We start from the raw sequence: 20,042 nt of genomic DNA on the forward strand, positions 1-20,042 counted from the left end.
GCACTTGACTTTTAATCAAGTTGTCCGGGGTTCGAATCCCCGATGCTTCACTATGTGGAACCCTTTCGAGGGTTCTTTTTTTGTTCTGCATATCCCAAATTGGTCCACCGGACCAATTTTGATTATGTTTATCTTAAGGTTACGGCGAAAATCTTGCAAAAGAGCAGGAAATGTACTATGCTTTGAAAGAATAAAAGAGAACGGAGGAATCTGTTTATGGCACAAAAAAAGAAAAACAAAAGACGAAGACGCCAGTTTCAGCAGAAAGTGATTTTAAGTGTTCTGCTTGTTATCATTATCGGATTGATTGGCGTGCTTGGATATCAGATGCAGAAGAACGAAAAAAAACAGACGGATGGAAACGCAAGTGCATCCTCTTCGGTTTCGTCATCCTCTCTTGCTGGGGACAGTTCAGAGCCGATATCGGATTCCAGCCAGGAGGAGGAGATTACACCGACGCCTGAGCCGGTACAGCAGATTTCGTCAGATGGTCTGAACAGTCAGCATGCCCTGCTGGTGCGGGAAAGCGATCTGGCTGAGATGATGAATCTGGGCGGAGATGAGAGAATTTATCCGGCGTCGATGACAAAGATTATGACAGCGCTGCTTACCATTGAAAATCTTCCGGATCTGAACGAGACGATTACGGTTCCGGAGGACATCTTCGAGGAACTGACGGCACAGGATGCGTCGGTAGCGGGATTTAATCCGTACGAACAGCCAACGGTTCGTGATCTTCTCTATGGTGTGCTGCTGCCATCCGGCGCAGATGCCTGTGAGACATTGGCGAGAGCAGTCGGCGGATCGGAAGAAGGTTTTGTGGCCATGATGAACCAGAAAGCAGAAGAACTGGGACTTACCAATACGCATTTTGAGAACTGCACGGGACTGCATAACGACAACCATTATTCTACCTGCCGTGATATTGCGGTGCTGATGAGTGAGTGTCTGAAGAGTGATACGTTTCGCGAGATCGTGACGAGGGAGGTTTACACAACGGAGGCTACCGCATCACACCCGGAGGGAATTACGCTGTATGATACGATGCTCCACCGGTTTACCAGCTATGAGATGAGTACGACACTGGAGAACGGGGCAGTCATTGAAGGCGGAAAGACCGGATTTACCGATGAGGCGGGTCAGTGCCTGGTCAGCTTTGCAGAATACGGGGGAGAAGAGTACATACTCGTTACGGCAGAGGCGATGACGGATTCGGGATCTGCGGTGGACAGCATTGCGGATGCGAGTACGGTGTATGGAAGACTGCAATAAAAAGATTACAACAAAAAAAAAGAGCTGGAACTGGGAATTTTCCCGTCTCCAGCTCTTTTTTAACCAAATGAAGGAAGTCTCCTATTACCATTGCGAATATCCGCCTGACACGACAAAAATAAAGTGTGGATAATGATGGGGATGTTTTGCACGAAGTGCGCAGAAACGGCAGATGTTTTCCACAAAATGAAAAAGCACGGAGGAGAAATTGTGGATAACAGAAAGGAAAAATCCGGTTTTTGTGTATAGATCGCGCCGGATGGGAAATACTGCTTACTGTAGGAAAAGCAGGAGGAGAGCGAGAGATTGAGAAACGCCTCTGAAATGCTTAAAAAGATATCAGCAGAGGTGGTAAGAACATGAAAAGAGACAAGTTGAGAATCGGCGTGATCACAGCGGCACTGGCAATGATGATTGCAGGCGGAGTGCTGACCTGGCAGCAGGATGCGAGAAACGGTAAGGCAGATCAGGCGAAACAGGGAGAGACGGCACAGCTTACAGAGGACGAAAGCACCGGAACTACAGAACAGCAGACGGAGGAGACGGCGGGAGATGCAGACGGAACGTGTGCCGTACAGGATCAGGCAGATGATGTGGAAAACAGTCTGGAACAGGTGCCGGAAATGGAAGCGGCGTGTGAAGAAGAGGCGGTGGGAAATCCAGAAGCAGATGCAGAGACGGCTCAGAATACACCGGAAGAATCAGATGGGAATACAGAAAGACAGGACGCGCAGGCGGTAAACGGAACAGCGGCGGATCAGAACGGAGAAACAGGATCAGGAGAAACAGCGGCGAATGAAGAAACGAGTGCAGCATCCGGAACTGTGGATTCTGCAGAAAATCAGGAAACGGCAGTTGAGACAGCAGGGGCTGCACAGGATCTGATGTTCAGCGAAGCGACAATCATGGAACTGCCGGTTACTGGAACAGTTCTGATTCCGTATAACATGGAAAATACCGTTTATTTCCCGACACTGGATCTTTACCAGTGCAATCCAGGCGTTGTTTTCTCGGCGGCAGAAGGAACTCCGGTTCTGGCGGCAGCGGACGGAGAAGTTGTGAGTGTGGAAAATGATGCAAGAACCGGCCTCACCGTCACCATGAATCTTGGAAATGGATACGAAGCCATCTACGGACAGCTCACAGACGTTTCCCTCGAGGCAGGCCAGAAAGTTCAGAAAGCAGCACGGATCGGAGCAGTTGCAGCACCGACGAAATATTATGTAAAAGAGGGAAGCAATCTTTTCTTTGAGATGAAAAAAGATGGAAAAGCCATTGATCCTATGGTATATCTCCCGGCAATTTCGGAATAAAAAAGAGGACCTGCACGAAATGGGATGCGGGAAAGTATTATAAAGTGTAGGATTCGCAATCGAATCTTTTTTACAGGTTTTGAATACAAAAAAGGCGGCGCAGACCGCGGATGGTAAAATACCGTTTTTCGATTGCTTTTTATAAAAAAGGCTGGCTGAAAACAGTCAGCTTTACATATAACAAACAGGATTGTTTTGATATAGAAAAAAGGCGGAATAAAAGGAAAGTAACCGGTTACAGAAAATGTGAAAGTTTGTCATTTTAGGGGTTTCGTTTTTGGCTGTTATCGGTTAAAATAGACGTAGTGGACAGATCCTGAAAACAAGGAGGATTAGAAAAATATGGAGCTTTTATTTATGGACCCGGTGTTCAAAGAAGCAATCTGGGGTGGAACAAAGTTAAGAGACGTATTTGATTACGAAATTCCGAGCGATACAACCGGCGAGTGCTGGGCGATCAGCGGACATGCCAACGGAATGAGCCATGTGGCAGGCGGAAGATTTGATGGAAAAACATTAGGTGAGCTCTGGAAAGAGGAGCCGGAAATTTTCGGAAATTACCCGGGAAGCCAGGTTCCGCTGCTGATCAAGATCATTGATGCAAAAAATGATCTGAGCATCCAGGTTCATCCAGATGATGCTTATGCAGGAGAGCATGAGAATGGATCTCTTGGAAAGACCGAGTGCTGGTACGTGCTGAACTGCGAACCGGGTACAGAAATTGTTATCGGACACAATGCAAAAGACAAGGCAGAAGTGGAGAAAATGATCCGCAATCATGAGTGGAGCGATTTCATCCGCAAAGTGCCGGTACATAAGGGAGATTTCTTCCAGATCAATCCGGGATGCGTACATGCCATCAAAGGCGGCACACTGATTCTGGAGACACAGCAGAGCAGCGATATCACCTATCGTGTATACGATTATGACAGACTGCAGAACGGCAAACCGAGACAACTTCATGTAGAGCAGAGTATCGATGTTATCGAGGCTCCGTTTAAAACGGCAGATATCGATACCTTTACAGAGGAAATCCCGGGCGCGGTACATACCCATTTTGTAACATGCAAGTTCTACTCTGTAGATAAATACGACATCGACGGTGTATTCACCTTGGATGCGAAAAAATATTATACTAATGTAAGTGTAATCGCCGGAGAGGGTACTGTAAACGGTATTCCGGTTAAGAAAGGTACTCACTTTATTATACCGGCTAATTTTAATGGATGCAGATTTGAAGGAAAACTTTCTGTAATCTGCTCAAATCCAGAAGCATAAGAGAGGAGAAAAACACAATGAGACTTGGAGCATTAGAAGCAGGCGGAACAAAGATGGTCTGCGCAATTGGAAACGCAAATGGAGAAATTTATGAGAGAATTTCTATCCCGACCGAGACACCGGAAATTACCGTTCCGAAAATGATTGAGTATTTCAAAGAGAAGGACATTCAGGCACTGGGAATCGGTTGCTTTGGACCGATCGACCTGAACAGAAAATCCGAAACATATGGTTACATTACCACAACTCCCAAATTAGCATGGAAGAACTACAACATCGTAGGCGCTTTCGCAGATGCACTGGACATCCCGGTTGGATTTGATACCGATGTAAACGGTTCTGCACTGGGTGAGGCTACCTGGGGAATCACAAAAGGTCTGGACAACAGCATTTACATCACCATCGGAACGGGCGTTGGAATGGGAATTATTTCCAATGGCAAGCTGTTGCACGGCATGCTTCATCCGGAAGGCGGACACGTTCTGCTGACCAGACATCCGAAAGATACTTACGGCGGAAAATGCCCGTATCACAGCAACTGCCTGGAAGGCCTTGCTGCAGGTCCTGCCATTGAAGCACGCTGGGGCAAAAAAGGTATTGAGCTGGCAGACAAAAAAGAGGTATGGGAGCTTGAGGCTTACTATATCGGACAGGCACTTGTAGACTGCATCATGCTGCTCTCCCCGCAGAGAATCGTTTTGGGCGGAGGCGTTATGCATCAGGAGCATATGATGCCGCTCGTAAGAGAAGAAGTAAAGAAACAGCTGAACGGATATCTTGTAACAAAAGAACTTGAGGATCTCGACAGCTACATTGTACTTCCAAGCCTGAACGACAATCAGGGTATCATGGGTGCGCTGAAACTGGCTGTAGATGAGCTGGCAATGCAGTAAGGTGCAGGAACATCCGAAAAATTTCACTTACATCGTGGAATGCAGCGATGGAACACTTTACACCGGCTGGACCAACAATCTTGAGCACCGCGTTGAGACACACAATGTGGGAAAAGGTGCCAAATACACCAAAAGCCGGAGACCGGTAAAACTGGTGTATTTTGAAACGTATTCCTCCAAAGAAGAGGCGATGCGGCGGGAGTGGGAGATTAAACAGCTTTCGCGGACAGAGAAATGGAAGCTGATCAAGGCGAAATAAGAATCAAAAACAGACTTTTCGAACAGACACAACAATGTGTGGATGCGGAAAGTCTGTTTTTTTGTGAAAATGTGTCGAACGATTCCGGAAGAAACCAGATATTTTGACTTGCAAAATAATTTCATCCTGTTATAATAAAAGAAACGGCAACAAGTAGTAATAAAAACTATGTGAGACGGTAATTGAAATAAAACAGCGTTTCTGACAGGAAAGGAGTGAGTAGAATGAAGTATATCAGAAAAAATGGAATCAAGGATCCTGGCAGTGCGATTACACATGGGATTGCGCTGATCCTGGCGGTGGTGGGAACGCTGCCATTGCTTTTGAAGGCGGCGCGGGAGCCGGATCATCTGCATGTGGTTGCGATGGCGGTGTTTATGCTGAGTATGATTTTGCTGTATCTGGCGAGCACCGTGTATCACACGTTTGATGTAAATGGGAAGGTAAACCGTCGACTGAAGAAGTTTGATCATATGATGATTTCCGTGCTGATTGCGGGAAGTTATACGCCGATCTGTCTGATTGCGCTGCATGGACGGACGGGAATTGTACTTTGTGCATTGGTGTGGGCAGCAGCAATTGGCGGAATTCTCGTCAAGGCATTCTGGATCAATTGTCCGAGGTGGTTTTCCTCAGTGTTGTATATCGCAATGGGATGGCTGTGTGTACTGGCATTTCATCCGCTGTTTCTGGCTCTTTCACGGCCGGCATTTGGATGGTTGCTGGCGGGCGGCATCATTTATACGGTCGGCGGGGTGATTTACTCCTTAAAAATGCCGATGTTTAATGCGAAGCATAAAAAGTTCGGAACACATGAAATTTTCCATCTGTTTGTGATGGGTGGCAGCTTCTGTCATTTTATTGTGATGTATTATTTTGTGGCGGCGATGCCGGTATAAAATAACAGTGGCGGCTGTACCGGAAAAGAAAAATCCGGTACAGCCGCTGCTTTATGTTTACGTGTCATGGGGGTAAAATCTGTGATGCTGCAAAACCCCTGGAAAATGCTGTTATAACAACGGGAACAGCCACTTTAGTTCAGCTTAATATTTTTAAACAGCGATCCCAGTGTCGTTGTCACTTCCTCTGTCTCCGGGAGTTCTATGGTTTCTTCCTGGATCTCCTCAGCTGCAACGTCATCGAGGGCTTTCATGGAGAGACTGAGTTTGCCGTCCTTGATGGCAATGACTTTTACTTTGACTTTATCGCCGACTGCCAGGACTGCGGATGGATGTTTGATTCGTTTGGCGCAAATCTGGGAGATGTGGACGAGGCCGGAGAGGCCGTTTCCGAGGTTGATGAATGCGCCGTATGGCTGCAGGCTTTCAACGGTTCCTTCGGTAACAAGGCCGACTTCTACGTTGGAAATTTTCTCTTTGCGCTCTTCGTCTGCTTTCTCGCGGAGAATTTCGCGGGCGGAGAGAATCAGACGGTCTTTTTCTTTGTCAAGGTCAAAAACCTGAACCTGAATGTCTTTGTTTAAGTATTCGTTCAGATCTTCCACATAGTTCAGGGAAAGCTTGGATGCCGGGATAAAGCCGCGGATTCCTTCGACGTAAGCGATAACACCGGCGTTTACGATTCCTTTGACTTTTACATCCAGTACGGTTTTCTCTTCTTTGTACTGTGCGAGTTTTTCCCATGCGAGGATATCGTTTGCCTCTGCGCGGGAGAGAAGAATGTTGCCGTGGCCGTCGTCTTTGCGGATCACGGTTGCGGTGATTTCGTCACCGACCTGAACAGCGTCTTTTAAGGAGAAGCCAGGCTCGTTGCTGAAGTCCTCGGCGCGGATGACACCCTCTGCGTAGTATTTCAGATCGAGAATCACCTCTTTTTCATCTACGGAGATGACGGTTCCGGTGAGCATGTCGCCTTCCTCAATTTTTTTGAAAGAAGCTTCCAGCTCTGCGGAGAAGTCATCCATGGTTAATTTTTCTTCTGACATAATGAAACACCCCTTTTTCGTAAGAATAACAGGAAAACGAGAGGAAAATTGTGGATTTATGAAAAAATCGGGTTCAATTTTGCACGTTTTTCTATCTGCGTTTATCTTAACATAAAAGATTTTCTTTGACCAGATGAAAAAAGGATGGTAATATGTGTGTAGTCGTTACCAAAATTACTGAGACGCGCACTTGCTGCGCGGCTGCAGGAGAAAGTGATTCAGGTGGCCGCCCGGAACTTCGCGGAGCGAATTTGCATGTGCAGGGCGGCGGTTACTGGTCACGAAGTGAGCAGTAACTGTAGTCGTTACAAAAAAAGAAGTAAAACTACCGGGACGAACTTACTGTATACCACAAACATACAGAAGGGAGGAGTACTATTATGAAATCAAATTCAAGAGTTTATGTAATTGGACATAAAAATCCGGATACGGATTCGATCTGTTCGGCGATTGCCTATGCGGATATCAAAAACAGAACGGATAAAACAAAAACCTACGTGGCACGCCGTGCCGGTCAGATCAACGAGGAGACCGAGTATGTGCTGAAACGCTTTGGGGTGCGTGCGCCGGGCTACCTGCCGAATGCGGGAACGCAGGTAAAGGAAATTGAGATTCACGAGGTACCGAGCGTGCCGGGTACGATTTCCGTGAAAAAAGCGTATTCCATGATGAAAAACAACAATGTAGTCACACTGCCGATTACTTCGCCGGACAATGATCTGCAGGGCGTGATCACGGTCAGTGATATCGCGGAATCCTACATGGATTCTTATGACAGCCATGTCATGTCACTGGCAAGGACGCAATACCGCAGTATCGCGGATACGTTGGACGGATCTGTCATTGTCGGAAATGAGCATGGATATTTTATCCGCGGAAAAGTCGTTGTCGGCGCATTCCATCCGGATACGATGGAGAACTACATCGAAAAAGATGACCTTGTCATTCTCGGAAACCGTGCGGAGGACCAGCTCTGTGCAATCGAGATGGATGCAAGCTGCATTATCGTCGGACTTGGCGCAAAGGTGACGAAAACGATTCAGAAATTTGCAGAGGAAAAATGCTGTGTGATCATCAGCAGTCCGCATGACACGTATACGATTGCGCGTCTGATCAACCAGAGTATTCCGGTCAAATATCTGATGCGCAGAAGCAATCTGATCACGTTCAACACCGAAGATTTCCTCGATGATATCAAAGAAGTTATGAAAAATCAGAGACACCGCGATTTCCCGATTCTGAACAAGAAAGGAAAATATGTGGGAACGATTTCCCGCCGGAATCTGATCGGAAATGCAGGAAAGAAACTGATTCTCGTCGATCACAATGAGGAATCACAGGCGGTCGATAACGTCAAAGAGGCGGAGATTCTCGAGATCATCGACCATCATCGTCTGGGATCACTTGAGACGATGGCGCCGGTTATGTTCCGCAATGAGCCGGTGGGCTGCACGGGAACGATTATGTATGAAATTTATAAGGAAAAAGAGCTGGAGATCGCGCCGAACATCGCAGGACTGCTCTGCGCAGCCATCATTTCCGATACGCTGATGTTCCGGTCGCCGACGTGTACGTTTCTTGATAAAGCGGCAGCAGAGGCTCTGGCGGACATTGCAGGCATCAGCATTCCGGAGTTTGCATCCGAAATGTTCCGCGCAGGAAGCAATCTGAAGGATAAATCTCCGGAGGAGATTTTCTACCAGGATTTCAAAAAATTCATCATGGGCGATGTTACGTTTGGTGTCGGCCAGATTACATCCCTCGATGCGGGCGAGCTGGAATCCATCAAGGAACAGCTTCTGCCGCAGATGGAAAGCGAGTGCGGAAAACACGGCATCGAGATGGTATTCTTTATGCTGACCAATATTATAGAAGAATCTACAGAGCTTCTGTATTATGGAAGCGGGGCAAAGGAAGTCATCGAAAAAGCTTTTGAAGATCTTCCGGTCAACGAGGTCAGCTGCGAGCTGAAGGGTGTTGTGTCGAGAAAGAAACAGCTGATTCCGGCATTTATGATGGCGCTGCAGAATCAGTAAAAACAGAAAAAATAAAAAAGCGTGGTTCCGGGCCTGAAAACAGATCCGGGGCACGCTTTTTTCGGTCATAAAAGGGTGAAAAAGAGGAAAGGAAAGAAATAAGAATGGGAAAACAGACATGGAAAGCGGGAAATATGCTGTATCCGCTGCCGGCGGTCATGGTGTCGGTGCGCGGAAAGAACGGGGAGGACAACATCATCACCGTTGCCTGGGCCGGCACGGTGTGTACGAATCCTCCGATGGTATCGATCTCGGTGCGGCCGGAACGCTACAGCTATCAGATGATCAAAGAGAGCGGTGCGTTCGTCATCAACCTGACGACGGAGGACCTCTGCTATGCGACCGACTACTGCGGCGTGCGCTCGGGAAGAGATGTGGATAAGTTCAAAGAGATGAAACTGACGAAAGTCGAGGCGGAGGAGATTTCCGCACCGATGATCGGGGAGTCGCCGGTTAATATCGAGTGTAAAGTGGAGCAGGTGCTCGAACTGGGCTCGCATCACATGTTTCTTGCAAAAGTTGTGGCTGTCCATGCGGATGAGGCATACATGGATGAGCGCGGCCGCTTCGATCTGAACCGCGCGAAACCGATTGTGTATTCCCACGGAGAGTACTTTGGAATCGGGAAAAAGCAGGGAACCTTTGGCTGGAGCGTGAAGAAAAAATCGAAAACACCTAATATAAAAACAAAAAACCGCAGCTAATCTTTATTTTCTAAAGAATCAGCACGCGAAATTTTATAGTACTTTCGGTAAAAATATACAAAATCGACAAAAATACTGGGTAAATATTAGAAAACGCTACAAAATCATGATTTATTAGGAATTTTTTGCGTGAAATATTGCAAAAACCGGATATTTTATGCTATAATATCAACCAATCGTTGACCTTATAAAATTAAGTGATCCGGAGGACGGGAGAATCCACCGGAGACGCGAGAGAGTGCGGAAATGATTTTCTCCACGCTTTAAGGCTGATGAGAACCGCAGATGGATCTTTTAAAGAAATCTTTCTGCACTACATTAAGGGAGAAATTTCAAGGAGGAAACTAACATGTCATACGTAGATGAGGTTATTGAGTCCGTAGTTGCAAAAAACCCAGCTGAGCCGGAATTCCATCAGGCAGTCAAAGAGGTTCTGGAATCTCTTCGCCCTGTTATTGAAGCAAACGAGGAAAAATACAGAAAAGTCGCTCTTCTGGAGAGAATGGTAGAGCCAGAGCGTCAGATCAAATTCCGTGTGCCGTGGGTAGACGATAAAGGACAGGCTCATGTAAACACCGGATATCGTGTACAGTTTAACAGTGCAATCGGACCTTACAAAGGAGGAATCCGTCTGCATCCTTCTGTAAATATTGGTATTATCAAATTCCTGGGATTCGAGCAGGTATTCAAAAACTCACTGACCAGCCTTCCGATCGGCGGAGGTAAAGGTGGTTCTGACTTCGATCCGAAAGGAAAATCTGACAGAGAGATCATGGCATTCTGCCAGAGCTTTATGACAGAGCTTTGCAAATATATCGGCGCAGACACCGACGTACCGGCTGGTGACATCGGAACAGGCGCAAGAGAGATCGGCTTCATGTTCGGACAGTACAAGAGAATCCGCGGCGTATACGAAGGCGTTCTGACTGGTAAAGGTTTAAGCTACGGCGGATCTTTAGCAAGAACAGAGGCTACCGGATACGGACTGCTGTACCTGACCCAGGAGCTGCTGAAACTGAACGGCATCGACATCGCAGGCAAGACCGCTTGTGTATCTGGTTCCGGAAACGTTGCAATCTATGCAATCGAGAAAGCTACTCAGCTTGGTGTGAAAGTTCTCACCTGCTCTGACTCCAACGGATGGGTTTACGATCCAGACGGAATCGATGTAGCTGCATTAAAAGAGATCAAAGAAGTAAATCGTGCTCGTCTGACCGAGTACAAGAAATATCGTCCAAACTCCGAGTACCACGAAGGACGCGGCGTATGGGTTGTAAAAGCAGACCTTGCTCTTCCTTGCGCAACTCAGAACGAGCTGCTGCTTGAGGATGCAAAAGCACTTGTTGAGAACGGATGCACTGCAGTATGCGAGGGCGCTAACATGCCTACTACTCTGGAAGCAACCAAATATCTGCAGGAGCACGGCGTAATCTTCGCACCTGGAAAAGCTGCAAACGCAGGTGGTGTTGCAACATCCGCACTCGAGATGTCCCAGAACTCCGAGCGTCTGTCCTGGACCTTCGAAGAAGTTGATGCAAAACTGAAGAGCATCATGATCAACATCACACACAACATGGTTGATGCTGCAAAACGTTACGGCCATGAGGGCGACTATGTTATGGGCGCTAACATCGCAGGATTTGAGAAAGTAGCTGACGCTATGATGGCTCAGGGAATCTGCTAATCTGATTTTGAGAAATCCAAAGGGATCTCCGGTTAAGAACGGGGGTCCCTTTTTGCATAAAAGATAGAAGAAACACAGAAAAATAACGAAAATTACAGGGTACAAAAAACATTACATTTTGCAACGAGACTAGACAGAAGAAATAGACTTTCACGCGGTACCGTGTGAATAAAACGACAGAATATGCGAGTGAGTTGTATTATTATGCATAAATGCAATATACAGGTAATATAAAAACCTAAGAAAAACGTAAGAAAAAAGATATTTTATGTTCAGAAATAGAGCGTATAGTAAACAAAAATAATGCAAAAATAATGAAAAGCAGAAGTTGACAAGAGCTTGCGCGAGAAATATAATTATTTATGTATTGATAAAGAACTTGTTTGCATTAATATGTAATGAATTTGCATACAGGGAAGAGGAAGAGAAGATGACATTAAAAGATTGCTACATGCAGATGGGAGCAGATTACGAGGAAACCGTTCAGCGGCTTCGCAGTGAATCTCTGATTCAGCGGATCATTTTAAAATTTCCTCAGGATCCGAGCTATCAGGAGCTTTGCCAGGCACTGGCGGACGGAAATATTGAGGTTGCATTCCGTGCAGCTCATACATTAAAAGGCGTGTGCCAGAATCTTGGTTTTAAAAATCTGTACGAGCCAAGCGCCGAGCTGACCGAGCGGTTAAGACCGCTGCAGGAGACCGAGACGGATGATCTGATGCAGAAGGTGACGGAAGAATATAACCGCACCGTAAAAGCGATTGAGGATTTCCAGAACGCTTAAATTGAAGGAAGAAAACAAGGAGACATTGATCTGTGAGATGAGGAACACAGACCGGTGTCTCCTTTTTATGGAATTCTGTACAAGATGCGGGTTGACGGGAAAAAAGAAACATGATAATCTTTTTACATAAAAGCACAGCTTATGAAGAAGACTTGTTTAAAAAGAAAAACTTATAAGTATCTATAAGAAAAAACAAGGACGCTTTGCCGGAAAAATTCCGGCTGTGCAGGGCATATTCCATACCGAAAGGCAAGGCAGCCCAAATCTACAAAAGCAGGAGAAAAGCAATGAAAAAAGAAAAAAGTTCAGCTATGGGAACCCCGTACACCTTTGAAGGACGGATTCCGCTGAAGCAGGCGATTCCGCTTGGATTGCAGCACGTAATGGCGATGTTCATAGGAAACCTTACCCCGCTTCTGATCATCATGGGAGCGTGCGGTCTGACGGCGGATGCGGGCTACGGTGCACTTCGTACGGCTCTTTTGCAGAATGCAATGACAGTAGCCGGTATTGTAACACTGGTACAGATGTTTTCGATTGGACCGATCGGCGGTAAAGTGCCGATTGTTATGGGTACATCTTCTGGATTCCTCGGCGTATTCAAGAGCGTGACAGCCGTGCTGGGACAGGGCGCGCTGACGTACGGCGCTATCCTTGGTGCGACAATTGTCGGCGGTCTGTTTGAGGGCGTGCTTGGCGTCTGTTTAAAGCCGCTTCGTAAATTTTTCCCGTCGGTTGTTACCGGCTGCGTCGTTATGGCGATCGGTCTTTCGTTGATTCCGGTTGGAATCAATTATCTCTGCGGCGGTTCCGGAACGAACGATTACGGTTCCATACAGAACCTGTTCCTTGGCATGGTCGTTCTGATTGTAACGCTGGCACTGAAGCACTTTACAAATCCGAAGGGAATCTTAAGCACGGCTTCAATTCTGATCGGTATTTTAGTCGGCTACGTGGTAGCTATTATTATGACCATGGTTCTGCCGCATACCGGAACGGCGGTTCTTGAGGATGGAAGCACTGTTTCCTATACATATTCCTGGGTTGTCAATTTCCAGCAGGTAAAAGATGCGTCCTGGTTCGCACTCCCTGGTATTGCAGGCTTTGGAAAACTGGCTGAGGTAAAACCAGTCTTCCGTGTGGAGGCAATTCTCCCGGTAGCGATCATGTTCATCGTAACAACCGTTGAGACGGTCGGCGATATCTGCGCCTGCGTAGAGAGCGGTATGGACCGCGAGGCAACCGATTCTGAGCTTTCCGGCGGTATCATCTGCGACGGTCTCGGATCCAGCTTTGCAGCAGCACTCGGCGTTCTCCCGAATACTTCTTTTGCACAGAACGTCGGCATTATTTCGATGACAAAAATCGTAAACCGTATGGCACTTTCCTGCGGAGCCATTTTCCTGATCCTCTGCGGACTCTGCCCGAAGATTGCAGCATTTGTATCCATTATGCCGCAGTCCGTACTCGGCGGTGCAGCCGTTATGATGTTTGCGTCAATTCTGGTTTCCGGTATCCAGCTCATCACAAAAGAGCCGATTACGAGCCGTGAGATCACGATCGTTTCTGTTGCACTGGGTCTTGGCTACGGCCTTGGTTCCACAGCGGGAGCAACTTCTGAGCTTCCTTATTATATCCAGCTGATTTTCGGCGGCTCCGGTATTGTTCCGGCAGCTGTTGCGGCGATTGTACTGAATATTATTATTCCAAAAGAGAAGAAAAAAGCAGAATAAAGAACAAAAAAAGAAAAAGAACCTCTTATGTTTCCGGAAAGAAGTATTCCCGGGGAGAGATAAGAGGTTCTTTTTTATTGTGCTGCCCGGCATTCGGAGGGAACTGCCGGTAGAAGGCTCTGCAGGTAAAATGTCTGAAAATACGAGGAATATACAAAATGACGGAAAAAGCACAAAAAATCCGTCAATAGATAAAAGAATAACGAAAAAGAAAAAGTCAAGATTGACTATAAATTTTAAAATAGTGTACAAAATCGACAATATGAATTAAAAAAACGAAATAAATTGTGAAAAATACATAAAAAATGCTTGTCAAAACGGGTGGAAGAGAGGTATAATCATTGCATAAAAAGTGTGACGAAAATGTGAAAGTTTTAGGCAAAACGTATGATTAAAAACAATGGATTCTTCGTAAGCCTGGACAAAAGCAACAACGGAGCACGCAAAAAGAACGTAAATCACAAGGAGGACACCAAATGAAAAAGAAAGTAATTTCTGCATTACTGGCAAGCACCATGATCGTAAGCCTGGTAGCATGTGGCAGCACTGGAGGAGACAGTTCTGACACAAACAGCAAGAGCAGCGGCACAACAGCATCAAGTACGGCAGGCGGCGATGAAGCAAAGGATACCTCATCGGACAGCGGCTCCGGCGATGCAGCAGGTTCTGGTGACTGGGTTGCAGCAGCTGATGAAGCAGATGATGCAGTACCGGGTGAAAATGACGATCGTGCGTTTGCAAAATTTGATCATGTCGTAGAAGTACATTATGGATATCAGATCGACCCGAAGGATACCACACTTCCGGACGGCGATTCCGTAGATAACAACCAGTACACCAGATACCTTCTGGATAACTACAACATCAAAGTTGTCTGCGACTGGACTGCAGGTAATGCATCTGACTTCCAGCAGAAAGTATCTCTGGCAATCGCATCTGCTTCCCTTCCGGATGCAGTCGTTGCACCAACCCGTAACTACCTGGTACAGGCAGCAAGAGCAGATCTTCTTGCAGACCTCTGGCCGGAGTTCAACCAGTACGCATCCAAACAGGTAAAAGAAATCATCGAGACTACCGAAGGACGTGCGATCAACAATGCAACCGTAGACGGAACCTTCTGTGCACTGCCAAACATATCGGTAGATACCGATGGTGTTTACCTGTACTTTATCCGTCAGGACTGGCTGGATCAGTTAGGACTGGAAGTTCCGAAGACCGTAGATGAACTCGGCGAAGTAGCTCAGAAATTTAAAGACGCAGGTCTCAGCCCGGATTATGCAATCGCAGGTATTGATAACGGCGGAAGAACCTACTCCAACTTCCTGAACTCCTCCAACAACGGATACGGTTTCGATGCTGTATATCAGGCATTCAATGCAACACCGGGGTATTTTCTGAAAGATGATTCCGGCGAACTGTACTGGGGAACTACAACAGATGAAATGAAAGAAGCCCTTACCACCTTACATGACTGGTATGAAAAAGGCCTCATCAACCCGGAGGTTGGAACCACAACCAACGGCGACAATGCAAACAATGTTAAGAACGGAACCTGCGGTATCTTCATGGGACCATGGTGGAGCCTTGGATACGGAAACCCGGATTCCTTCCGTAACGATAACAATGCAAACTGGCAGGCATATCCGCTGTACACCAAAGACGGTGAGTGGAATATTCATATGAAAGACGTTGGAACCACTTATACTATGGTAAACAAAAACGCATCGGATGATGTGAAGAAAGCCATTGTTATCATGAACAACGTACTCGTTCGTGATGAGTCTACCTTCGATACTTCTGTAGCAATCGGCTGGTATCCGCTGCGTAACACCATGGCAGCTACTGACGAGTGCGAGTATGAGTATGATGCACTGATGGGAATCATCAAAGGCGAAGCAAGCGCAGATGATTATCAGCAGGGCGGAAGCAAATTCAACGGTCTGTACAAGAACCTGGCAAACGATGCCGCAACTCTGAAAGACGTTATCTCTGAGGACTATGACGGATCCAGAGATCTGACAGTAACCGATATGGATGTCAACACCAACAACGGACAGTTCAACAGATTCTATGCACTGCTGATTGGTGATCGTCCATACGCAACACTTGAGCCGGATCACAAGATCTATTCTGAACTGTACTACACCATCGACGGAATGGATACCTACTGGACCCAGATTTCTGACCTGGAAGACAAGAGTATCCTTCAGTTCATCACTGGTGCGAAGAGCCTTGACGAGTGGGATCAGTTCTGCACCGACTGGCATGTACAGGGTGGTGATCAGATCCTTGAGCTGGTAAAAGATTACCTGGCTGAGTAACTAATGTAAATGTATGATGTGGAGGGTGGGGTACAGGAAAGCCTGTACCCCACTACTTTAAAAAAATGACATCAAAGGAGGAGCTTGCCGTGAAGAAGAAAAAAGGCCATCTCGGGCTGTCAAATTCCTTTCACTATACGTTAATGGTTCTGCCGGGTTATATCTGGCTGTTTATGTTTTCTATCGTTCCGATGGTTGGTATTGTAATGGCATTCCAGGATTACAATCCGAGCAAAGGATGGTTCGGCTCTCCGTGGGTAGGTTTGAAATGGTTTAAATACCTGACCGTTATCCCGGATGCAAAACGGGCACTTGTCAATACTCTGATTATTGCAATCGCAAAGGTTATCCTGAATATCATCATTCCGCTGGTGTTCGCACTGCTGCTGAATGAGGTAAAGAATATGAAGTTCAAAAAGACGGTTCAGACGATCGTATATCTGCCGCACTTCGTATCCTGGGTTATCCTTGCAAACATCATCACCAATATCCTTGGCGCAAACGGAATTTTCAACACGGTCCGCAGCGCAATGGGTGCAACGGATACCGTTCTTCCGATGACCATGCCTGGCATCTTCCGTCAGTTACTGATCGGAACTGATGTATGGAAAGAGTTCGGTTACAACGCAGTTATTTATCTTGCAGCGCTGACCGGCATCAGCCCGAGCCTTTACGAGGCAGCTGCAATCGACGGCGCAAGCCGCTGGAAACGTGTATGGCACATCACCATCCCGGGACTGGTTCCGACCATCGTTCTTCTGACCACACTGGCAATGGGCAACGTTCTGAATGCAGGTTTCGACCAGGTATTCAACATGTACAACCAGCTGGTTATTGAAACTGGTGATATCATCGATACATACGTATACCGTATTGGTATTACAAACATGCAGTTCTCGCTGGCTACTGCAGCAGGTCTCTTTAAATCTGTTGTCAGCTTCGTGCTGGTTGTTACTTCTTATGTTTGTGCTTACAAGTTTGCTGATTACAAGATTTTCTAAGGAGGGCAGAAATTATGATAGAAAGCAAGAGTTTTGGCAGCAAAGCGTTTAAAGTCATAAATGCTATCATCCTGATTCTCCTGGCATTCAGCTGTTTTTATCCGTTATGGTATACGTTCTGCGTATCTATTTCTTCAAAAGCAGCCGCTGAGGGCGGTCTTGTAACGATTTACCCGATCGGATCAAACGTAAAATCCTACAGCCTGATTATGGGTGATTCCGCATTCTGGAATTCCTTCTGGATTTCCATCAAGCGAGTTGTGATTGGAACCATATGGACCATGGTTGTCCTGATTATGATGTCCTATCCGCTGGCAAAGAGCAAAACAGAGTACAAACCGAGAAACGTCCTGATGTGGATCCTGGTATTCTGTATGCTGTTCAATGGTGGTACCATTCCGTGGTTCATCACCGTTAAAAATTATGGTATGATCGATACGATGGCAGCACTGGTTCTGGCTGGTTCTGTTCCGGTATTCAACGTACTCCTGATGATGAACTTCTTCCGCGGCATCCCGGGAGACCTCGAGGAGGCAGCCCGTGTAGACGGCGCCGGCCCGTGGCGTATCCTGTGGCAGATTGTAGTTCCGTGTTCCAAACCGGTTATCGCAACCATCGTCCTGTTTACATCCGTTGGTTACTGGAACGAGTATTTCCAGGGCCTGGTATTAATGAACAAAGAGACGAACTATCCGTTACAGACCTACATCCGTCAGATCTCCGTTCAGATCCCGGTAGGCGTAACCCTGACTGCAGAGCAGTATCAGCAGTTAGCACAGAACTCCAACAAATCACTGGAGGCAGCAAAGGTATTTATCGCCCTTGTTCCTATGCTGATTGTATATCCGTTCCTGCAGAAATACTTCGTAACCGGTATTACACTGGGAGCAGTAAAAGAATAAGAGAAAACGCAGAAAAAGCGGCTTCTGAATCGAAACAGGAAGCCGCTTTTTTGCGCTTTTTTTCTTGCGTCCGGGGAGAAAACAGCGTAAGATAAAAAGGTATTGAGGTGAAAAACAAAATGTTTCTGGAGGGGATTTTATCATGAAAATACTTACATTCGGAGAACTGATGCTGCGTTTAAAAACACCGGAGCATCTGAAAATACTGCAGGCAGATACCTTTGAAGCCAGTTACGGCGGCGCGGAGGCGAACGTCGCAGTTTCTCTGGCAACACTCGGGAACGATGTTTCCTACGTGACAAAAGTGCCGGAGCACCAGGTCGGACAGGCGGCCATCAATGAAATCCGCCGGTTCGGTGTGGATACGACCCGTGTTCTGCGGGGCGGCGGCCGCGTCGGTATTTACTATTTTGAAAAGGGAACCAACATCCGACCGACGAGCGTGGTTTATGACCGCGCCTACAGCGCGATCGCGATGGCAGAAGCGGAGGAGTTTGACTGGGAAAAACTGCTCGAGGGCGTGGATCTCTTTTATTTCTCCGGTATCACGCCGGCCATCAGCTGCGAGATCGAAAAGACGCTGGAGAGCGCTCTTATGCTCTGCAAAGAGAAAAAAATTCAGGTGGTATGTGATCTCAACTACCGCGGAAAAATGTGGTCAGCAAAGGACGCACAGCGCGTCATGCGCCGTCTGATGTCTTACGTGGATGTCTGCATTGCAAATGATGAGGACTTTGAATCATCGCTTGGCATTCCGGCGTATGATGGAGATATGTCGCGCGGCATTGAACAGATCGAGTCTTACAAAGAGGGCATGCTGGAAATTCAGAAACAGTTCCCGAACTGTAAAGCAGTTGCGAGCGTGCTGCGCAATCTCTACACCGTGGAGGACGGCGACTGGATGGGAATTTACCTGAAAGACGGAAAATTCTATGAGAGCCCGGTTCACAAAGTACACAGCTTTGAGGCAGTCGGAGCCGGTGATGCGTTTGGTGCAGGACTGATTCACGCGATGGCGCATGATTTTGCGCCGCAGAGAACCATCGATTTTGCGATTTCCGCAAGCGTCTTAAAGCTGATGATTCAGCACGATGCCAACGTGGTCAGCGAAAAAGAGATTGAGCAGATCATGAAGCAGGGCGGAACAAATCTGCAGAGATAGAGGAAACAAAAAGATTCCGAGAGTACATACAGGACAGCAGGAGGAATAAAACTTGAAGAAACGGAATATTATATTAATAGGAATGCCGGGAGCCGGCAAAAGCAGCGTTGGCGTTATACTTGCAAAGGCTTTGGGGTATGAGTTTATTGATACGGATCTTGTGATTCAGCATCGGGAGAAACGTCTTCTGCGCGAGATTATTGCCGATGAGGGAAATGAAGGCTTTCTTGCGATTGAGAATGAGGTCAATGCGACTCTGGAAGCCGATGAAAGCGTCATTGCACCGGGCGGCAGCGCCATTTACGGAAAAGAGGCGATGGAGCATTTTAAAGAAATTGGAACCATCGTTTACCTGAAGCTGTCGTATGAGGATCTGGCGAAACGTCTCGGAAACCTGAAGGGACGCGGCGTCGTGCTGAAAGAGGGCCAGACGCTGAAGGATCTCTACGATGAGAGAAGTAAATTATATGAGCAGTATGCCGAGATTACAGTTGACGAGAGCGGAAGGGATATCCAGGGCACGATCCTGGCGCTCCGCGAGCAGATCGGCATGTAAAACAGAATTGGTGGAATATTCAGGGAAATTTTGAAAACATACGATTATATCATAATAAGGGAAATGTTCTGATAGTTAGAAATTACATATAACGTTTCTCTGAATATTCCTGACCGGAAACGATGGAAAAAGACGGAAATAGCACAGAATGTATTAAAATTGATTTACAAAGTATTAGATTTGAGTTAAGATAAGGGGA

17 protein-coding genes are annotated in these 20,042 nt (G+C 46.8%); 16 read left to right on the forward strand and 1 reads right to left on the reverse strand.

What is annotated here, in order from left to right; genetic code table 11:
• The first annotated feature begins 216 nt into the window (after nucleotides 1–216).
• The 6 genes from DW642_RS14255 (at nucleotide 217) to trhA (ending at nucleotide 5,914) form a co-directional block, all read left to right on the forward strand.
• Nucleotides 217–1,272 carry a D-alanyl-D-alanine carboxypeptidase family protein gene (locus tag DW642_RS14255; protein ID WP_117510663.1) on the forward strand — a complete coding sequence of 352 codons (1,056 nt, stop codon included), beginning with the start codon at nucleotides 217–219 and terminating at the stop codon, nucleotides 1,270–1,272.
• Between the two features lie 359 nt (nucleotides 1,273–1,631).
• The gene (locus tag DW642_RS14260) at nucleotides 1,632–2,585 is read left to right on the forward strand and encodes a M23 family metallopeptidase (RefSeq protein WP_117510665.1); all 954 of its coding nucleotides are present in this window, start codon (nucleotides 1,632–1,634) and stop codon (nucleotides 2,583–2,585) included.
• Between the two features lie 342 nt (nucleotides 2,586–2,927).
• A complete protein-coding gene (gene manA / locus DW642_RS14265) occupies nucleotides 2,928–3,863 on the forward strand; it encodes a mannose-6-phosphate isomerase, class I (protein WP_117510667.1) in 936 nt (311 codons plus the stop codon).
• Between the two features lie 17 nt (nucleotides 3,864–3,880).
• Nucleotides 3,881–4,756 (forward strand): ROK family protein, encoded by an 876-nt coding sequence (locus DW642_RS14270; RefSeq protein ID WP_022461220.1) that lies wholly within the window; start codon nucleotides 3,881–3,883, stop codon nucleotides 4,754–4,756.
• Nucleotides 4,737–5,015: a GIY-YIG nuclease family protein gene (locus DW642_RS14275; protein WP_022461219.1), complete on the forward strand. Its 279-nt coding sequence runs from the start codon at nucleotides 4,737–4,739 to the stop codon at nucleotides 5,013–5,015. The genes DW642_RS14270 and DW642_RS14275 overlap by 20 nt, the downstream gene beginning before the upstream one ends.
• Nucleotides 5,016–5,239: 224 nt before the next feature.
• Nucleotides 5,240–5,914, forward strand: coding sequence for a PAQR family membrane homeostasis protein TrhA (gene trhA, locus DW642_RS14280; protein WP_117510669.1), 675 nt, complete (start codon nucleotides 5,240–5,242; stop codon nucleotides 5,912–5,914).
• 134 nt (nucleotides 5,915–6,048) lie between these two features.
• On the opposite strand, the gene DW642_RS14285 is transcribed toward trhA, so the two are convergent.
• Nucleotides 6,049–6,960: a 30S ribosomal protein S1 gene (locus tag DW642_RS14285; protein ID WP_117510671.1), complete on the reverse strand. Its 912-nt coding sequence runs from the start codon at nucleotides 6,958–6,960 to the stop codon at nucleotides 6,049–6,051.
• Between the two features lie 380 nt (nucleotides 6,961–7,340).
• On the opposite strand from DW642_RS14285, the gene DW642_RS14290 reads away from it, so the two are divergent.
• From DW642_RS14290 to DW642_RS14340, 10 genes are all read left to right on the forward strand, one after another.
• Nucleotides 7,341–8,996: a putative manganese-dependent inorganic diphosphatase gene (locus DW642_RS14290; protein WP_117510673.1), complete on the forward strand. Its 1,656-nt coding sequence runs from the start codon at nucleotides 7,341–7,343 to the stop codon at nucleotides 8,994–8,996.
• Nucleotides 8,997–9,100: 104 nt separating this feature from the next.
• A complete protein-coding gene (locus DW642_RS14295; protein ID WP_117510675.1) occupies nucleotides 9,101–9,700 on the forward strand; it encodes a flavin reductase family protein in 600 nt (199 codons plus the stop codon).
• Nucleotides 9,701–10,049: 349 nt separating this feature from the next.
• Nucleotides 10,050–11,384 carry an NADP-specific glutamate dehydrogenase gene (gene gdhA / locus DW642_RS14300; RefSeq protein ID WP_022461212.1) on the forward strand — a complete coding sequence of 445 codons (1,335 nt, stop codon included), beginning with the start codon at nucleotides 10,050–10,052 and terminating at the stop codon, nucleotides 11,382–11,384.
• A gap of 430 nt (nucleotides 11,385–11,814) precedes the next feature.
• The gene (locus DW642_RS14305; protein WP_055220310.1) at nucleotides 11,815–12,168 is read left to right on the forward strand and encodes an Hpt domain-containing protein; all 354 of its coding nucleotides are present in this window, start codon (nucleotides 11,815–11,817) and stop codon (nucleotides 12,166–12,168) included.
• A 287-nt stretch (nucleotides 12,169–12,455) separates the two neighbouring features.
• Complete coding sequence (locus DW642_RS14310) at nucleotides 12,456–13,901, forward strand: uracil-xanthine permease family protein (RefSeq protein ID WP_117510677.1); 1,446 nt, start codon at nucleotides 12,456–12,458, stop codon at nucleotides 13,899–13,901.
• Between the two features lie 476 nt (nucleotides 13,902–14,377).
• Nucleotides 14,378–16,222 carry an extracellular solute-binding protein gene (locus DW642_RS14320; protein WP_117510680.1) on the forward strand — a complete coding sequence of 615 codons (1,845 nt, stop codon included), beginning with the start codon at nucleotides 14,378–14,380 and terminating at the stop codon, nucleotides 16,220–16,222.
• Nucleotides 16,223–16,311: 89 nt separating this feature from the next.
• A complete protein-coding gene (locus tag DW642_RS14325) occupies nucleotides 16,312–17,223 on the forward strand; it encodes an ABC transporter permease (RefSeq protein ID WP_238033680.1) in 912 nt (303 codons plus the stop codon).
• A 14-nt stretch (nucleotides 17,224–17,237) separates the two neighbouring features.
• Nucleotides 17,238–18,125, forward strand: coding sequence for a carbohydrate ABC transporter permease (locus DW642_RS14330; protein ID WP_117510684.1), 888 nt, complete (start codon nucleotides 17,238–17,240; stop codon nucleotides 18,123–18,125).
• Between the two features lie 142 nt (nucleotides 18,126–18,267).
• Nucleotides 18,268–19,287, forward strand: a complete 1,020-nt coding sequence (locus DW642_RS14335) for a sugar kinase (RefSeq protein WP_117510686.1) — start codon at nucleotides 18,268–18,270, stop codon at nucleotides 19,285–19,287.
• Between the two features lie 52 nt (nucleotides 19,288–19,339).
• On the forward strand, nucleotides 19,340–19,843 hold the full coding sequence (locus DW642_RS14340) for a shikimate kinase (protein WP_117510688.1): 504 nt from the start codon (nucleotides 19,340–19,342) through the stop codon (nucleotides 19,841–19,843).
• The last annotated feature ends 199 nt before the right edge of the window (nucleotides 19,844–20,042 follow it).

The sequence above is a fragment of the Blautia sp. AM23-13AC genome, assembly GCF_003435675.1.
Lineage (GTDB): Bacteria > Bacillota > Clostridia > Lachnospirales > Lachnospiraceae > Fusicatenibacter > Fusicatenibacter saccharivorans.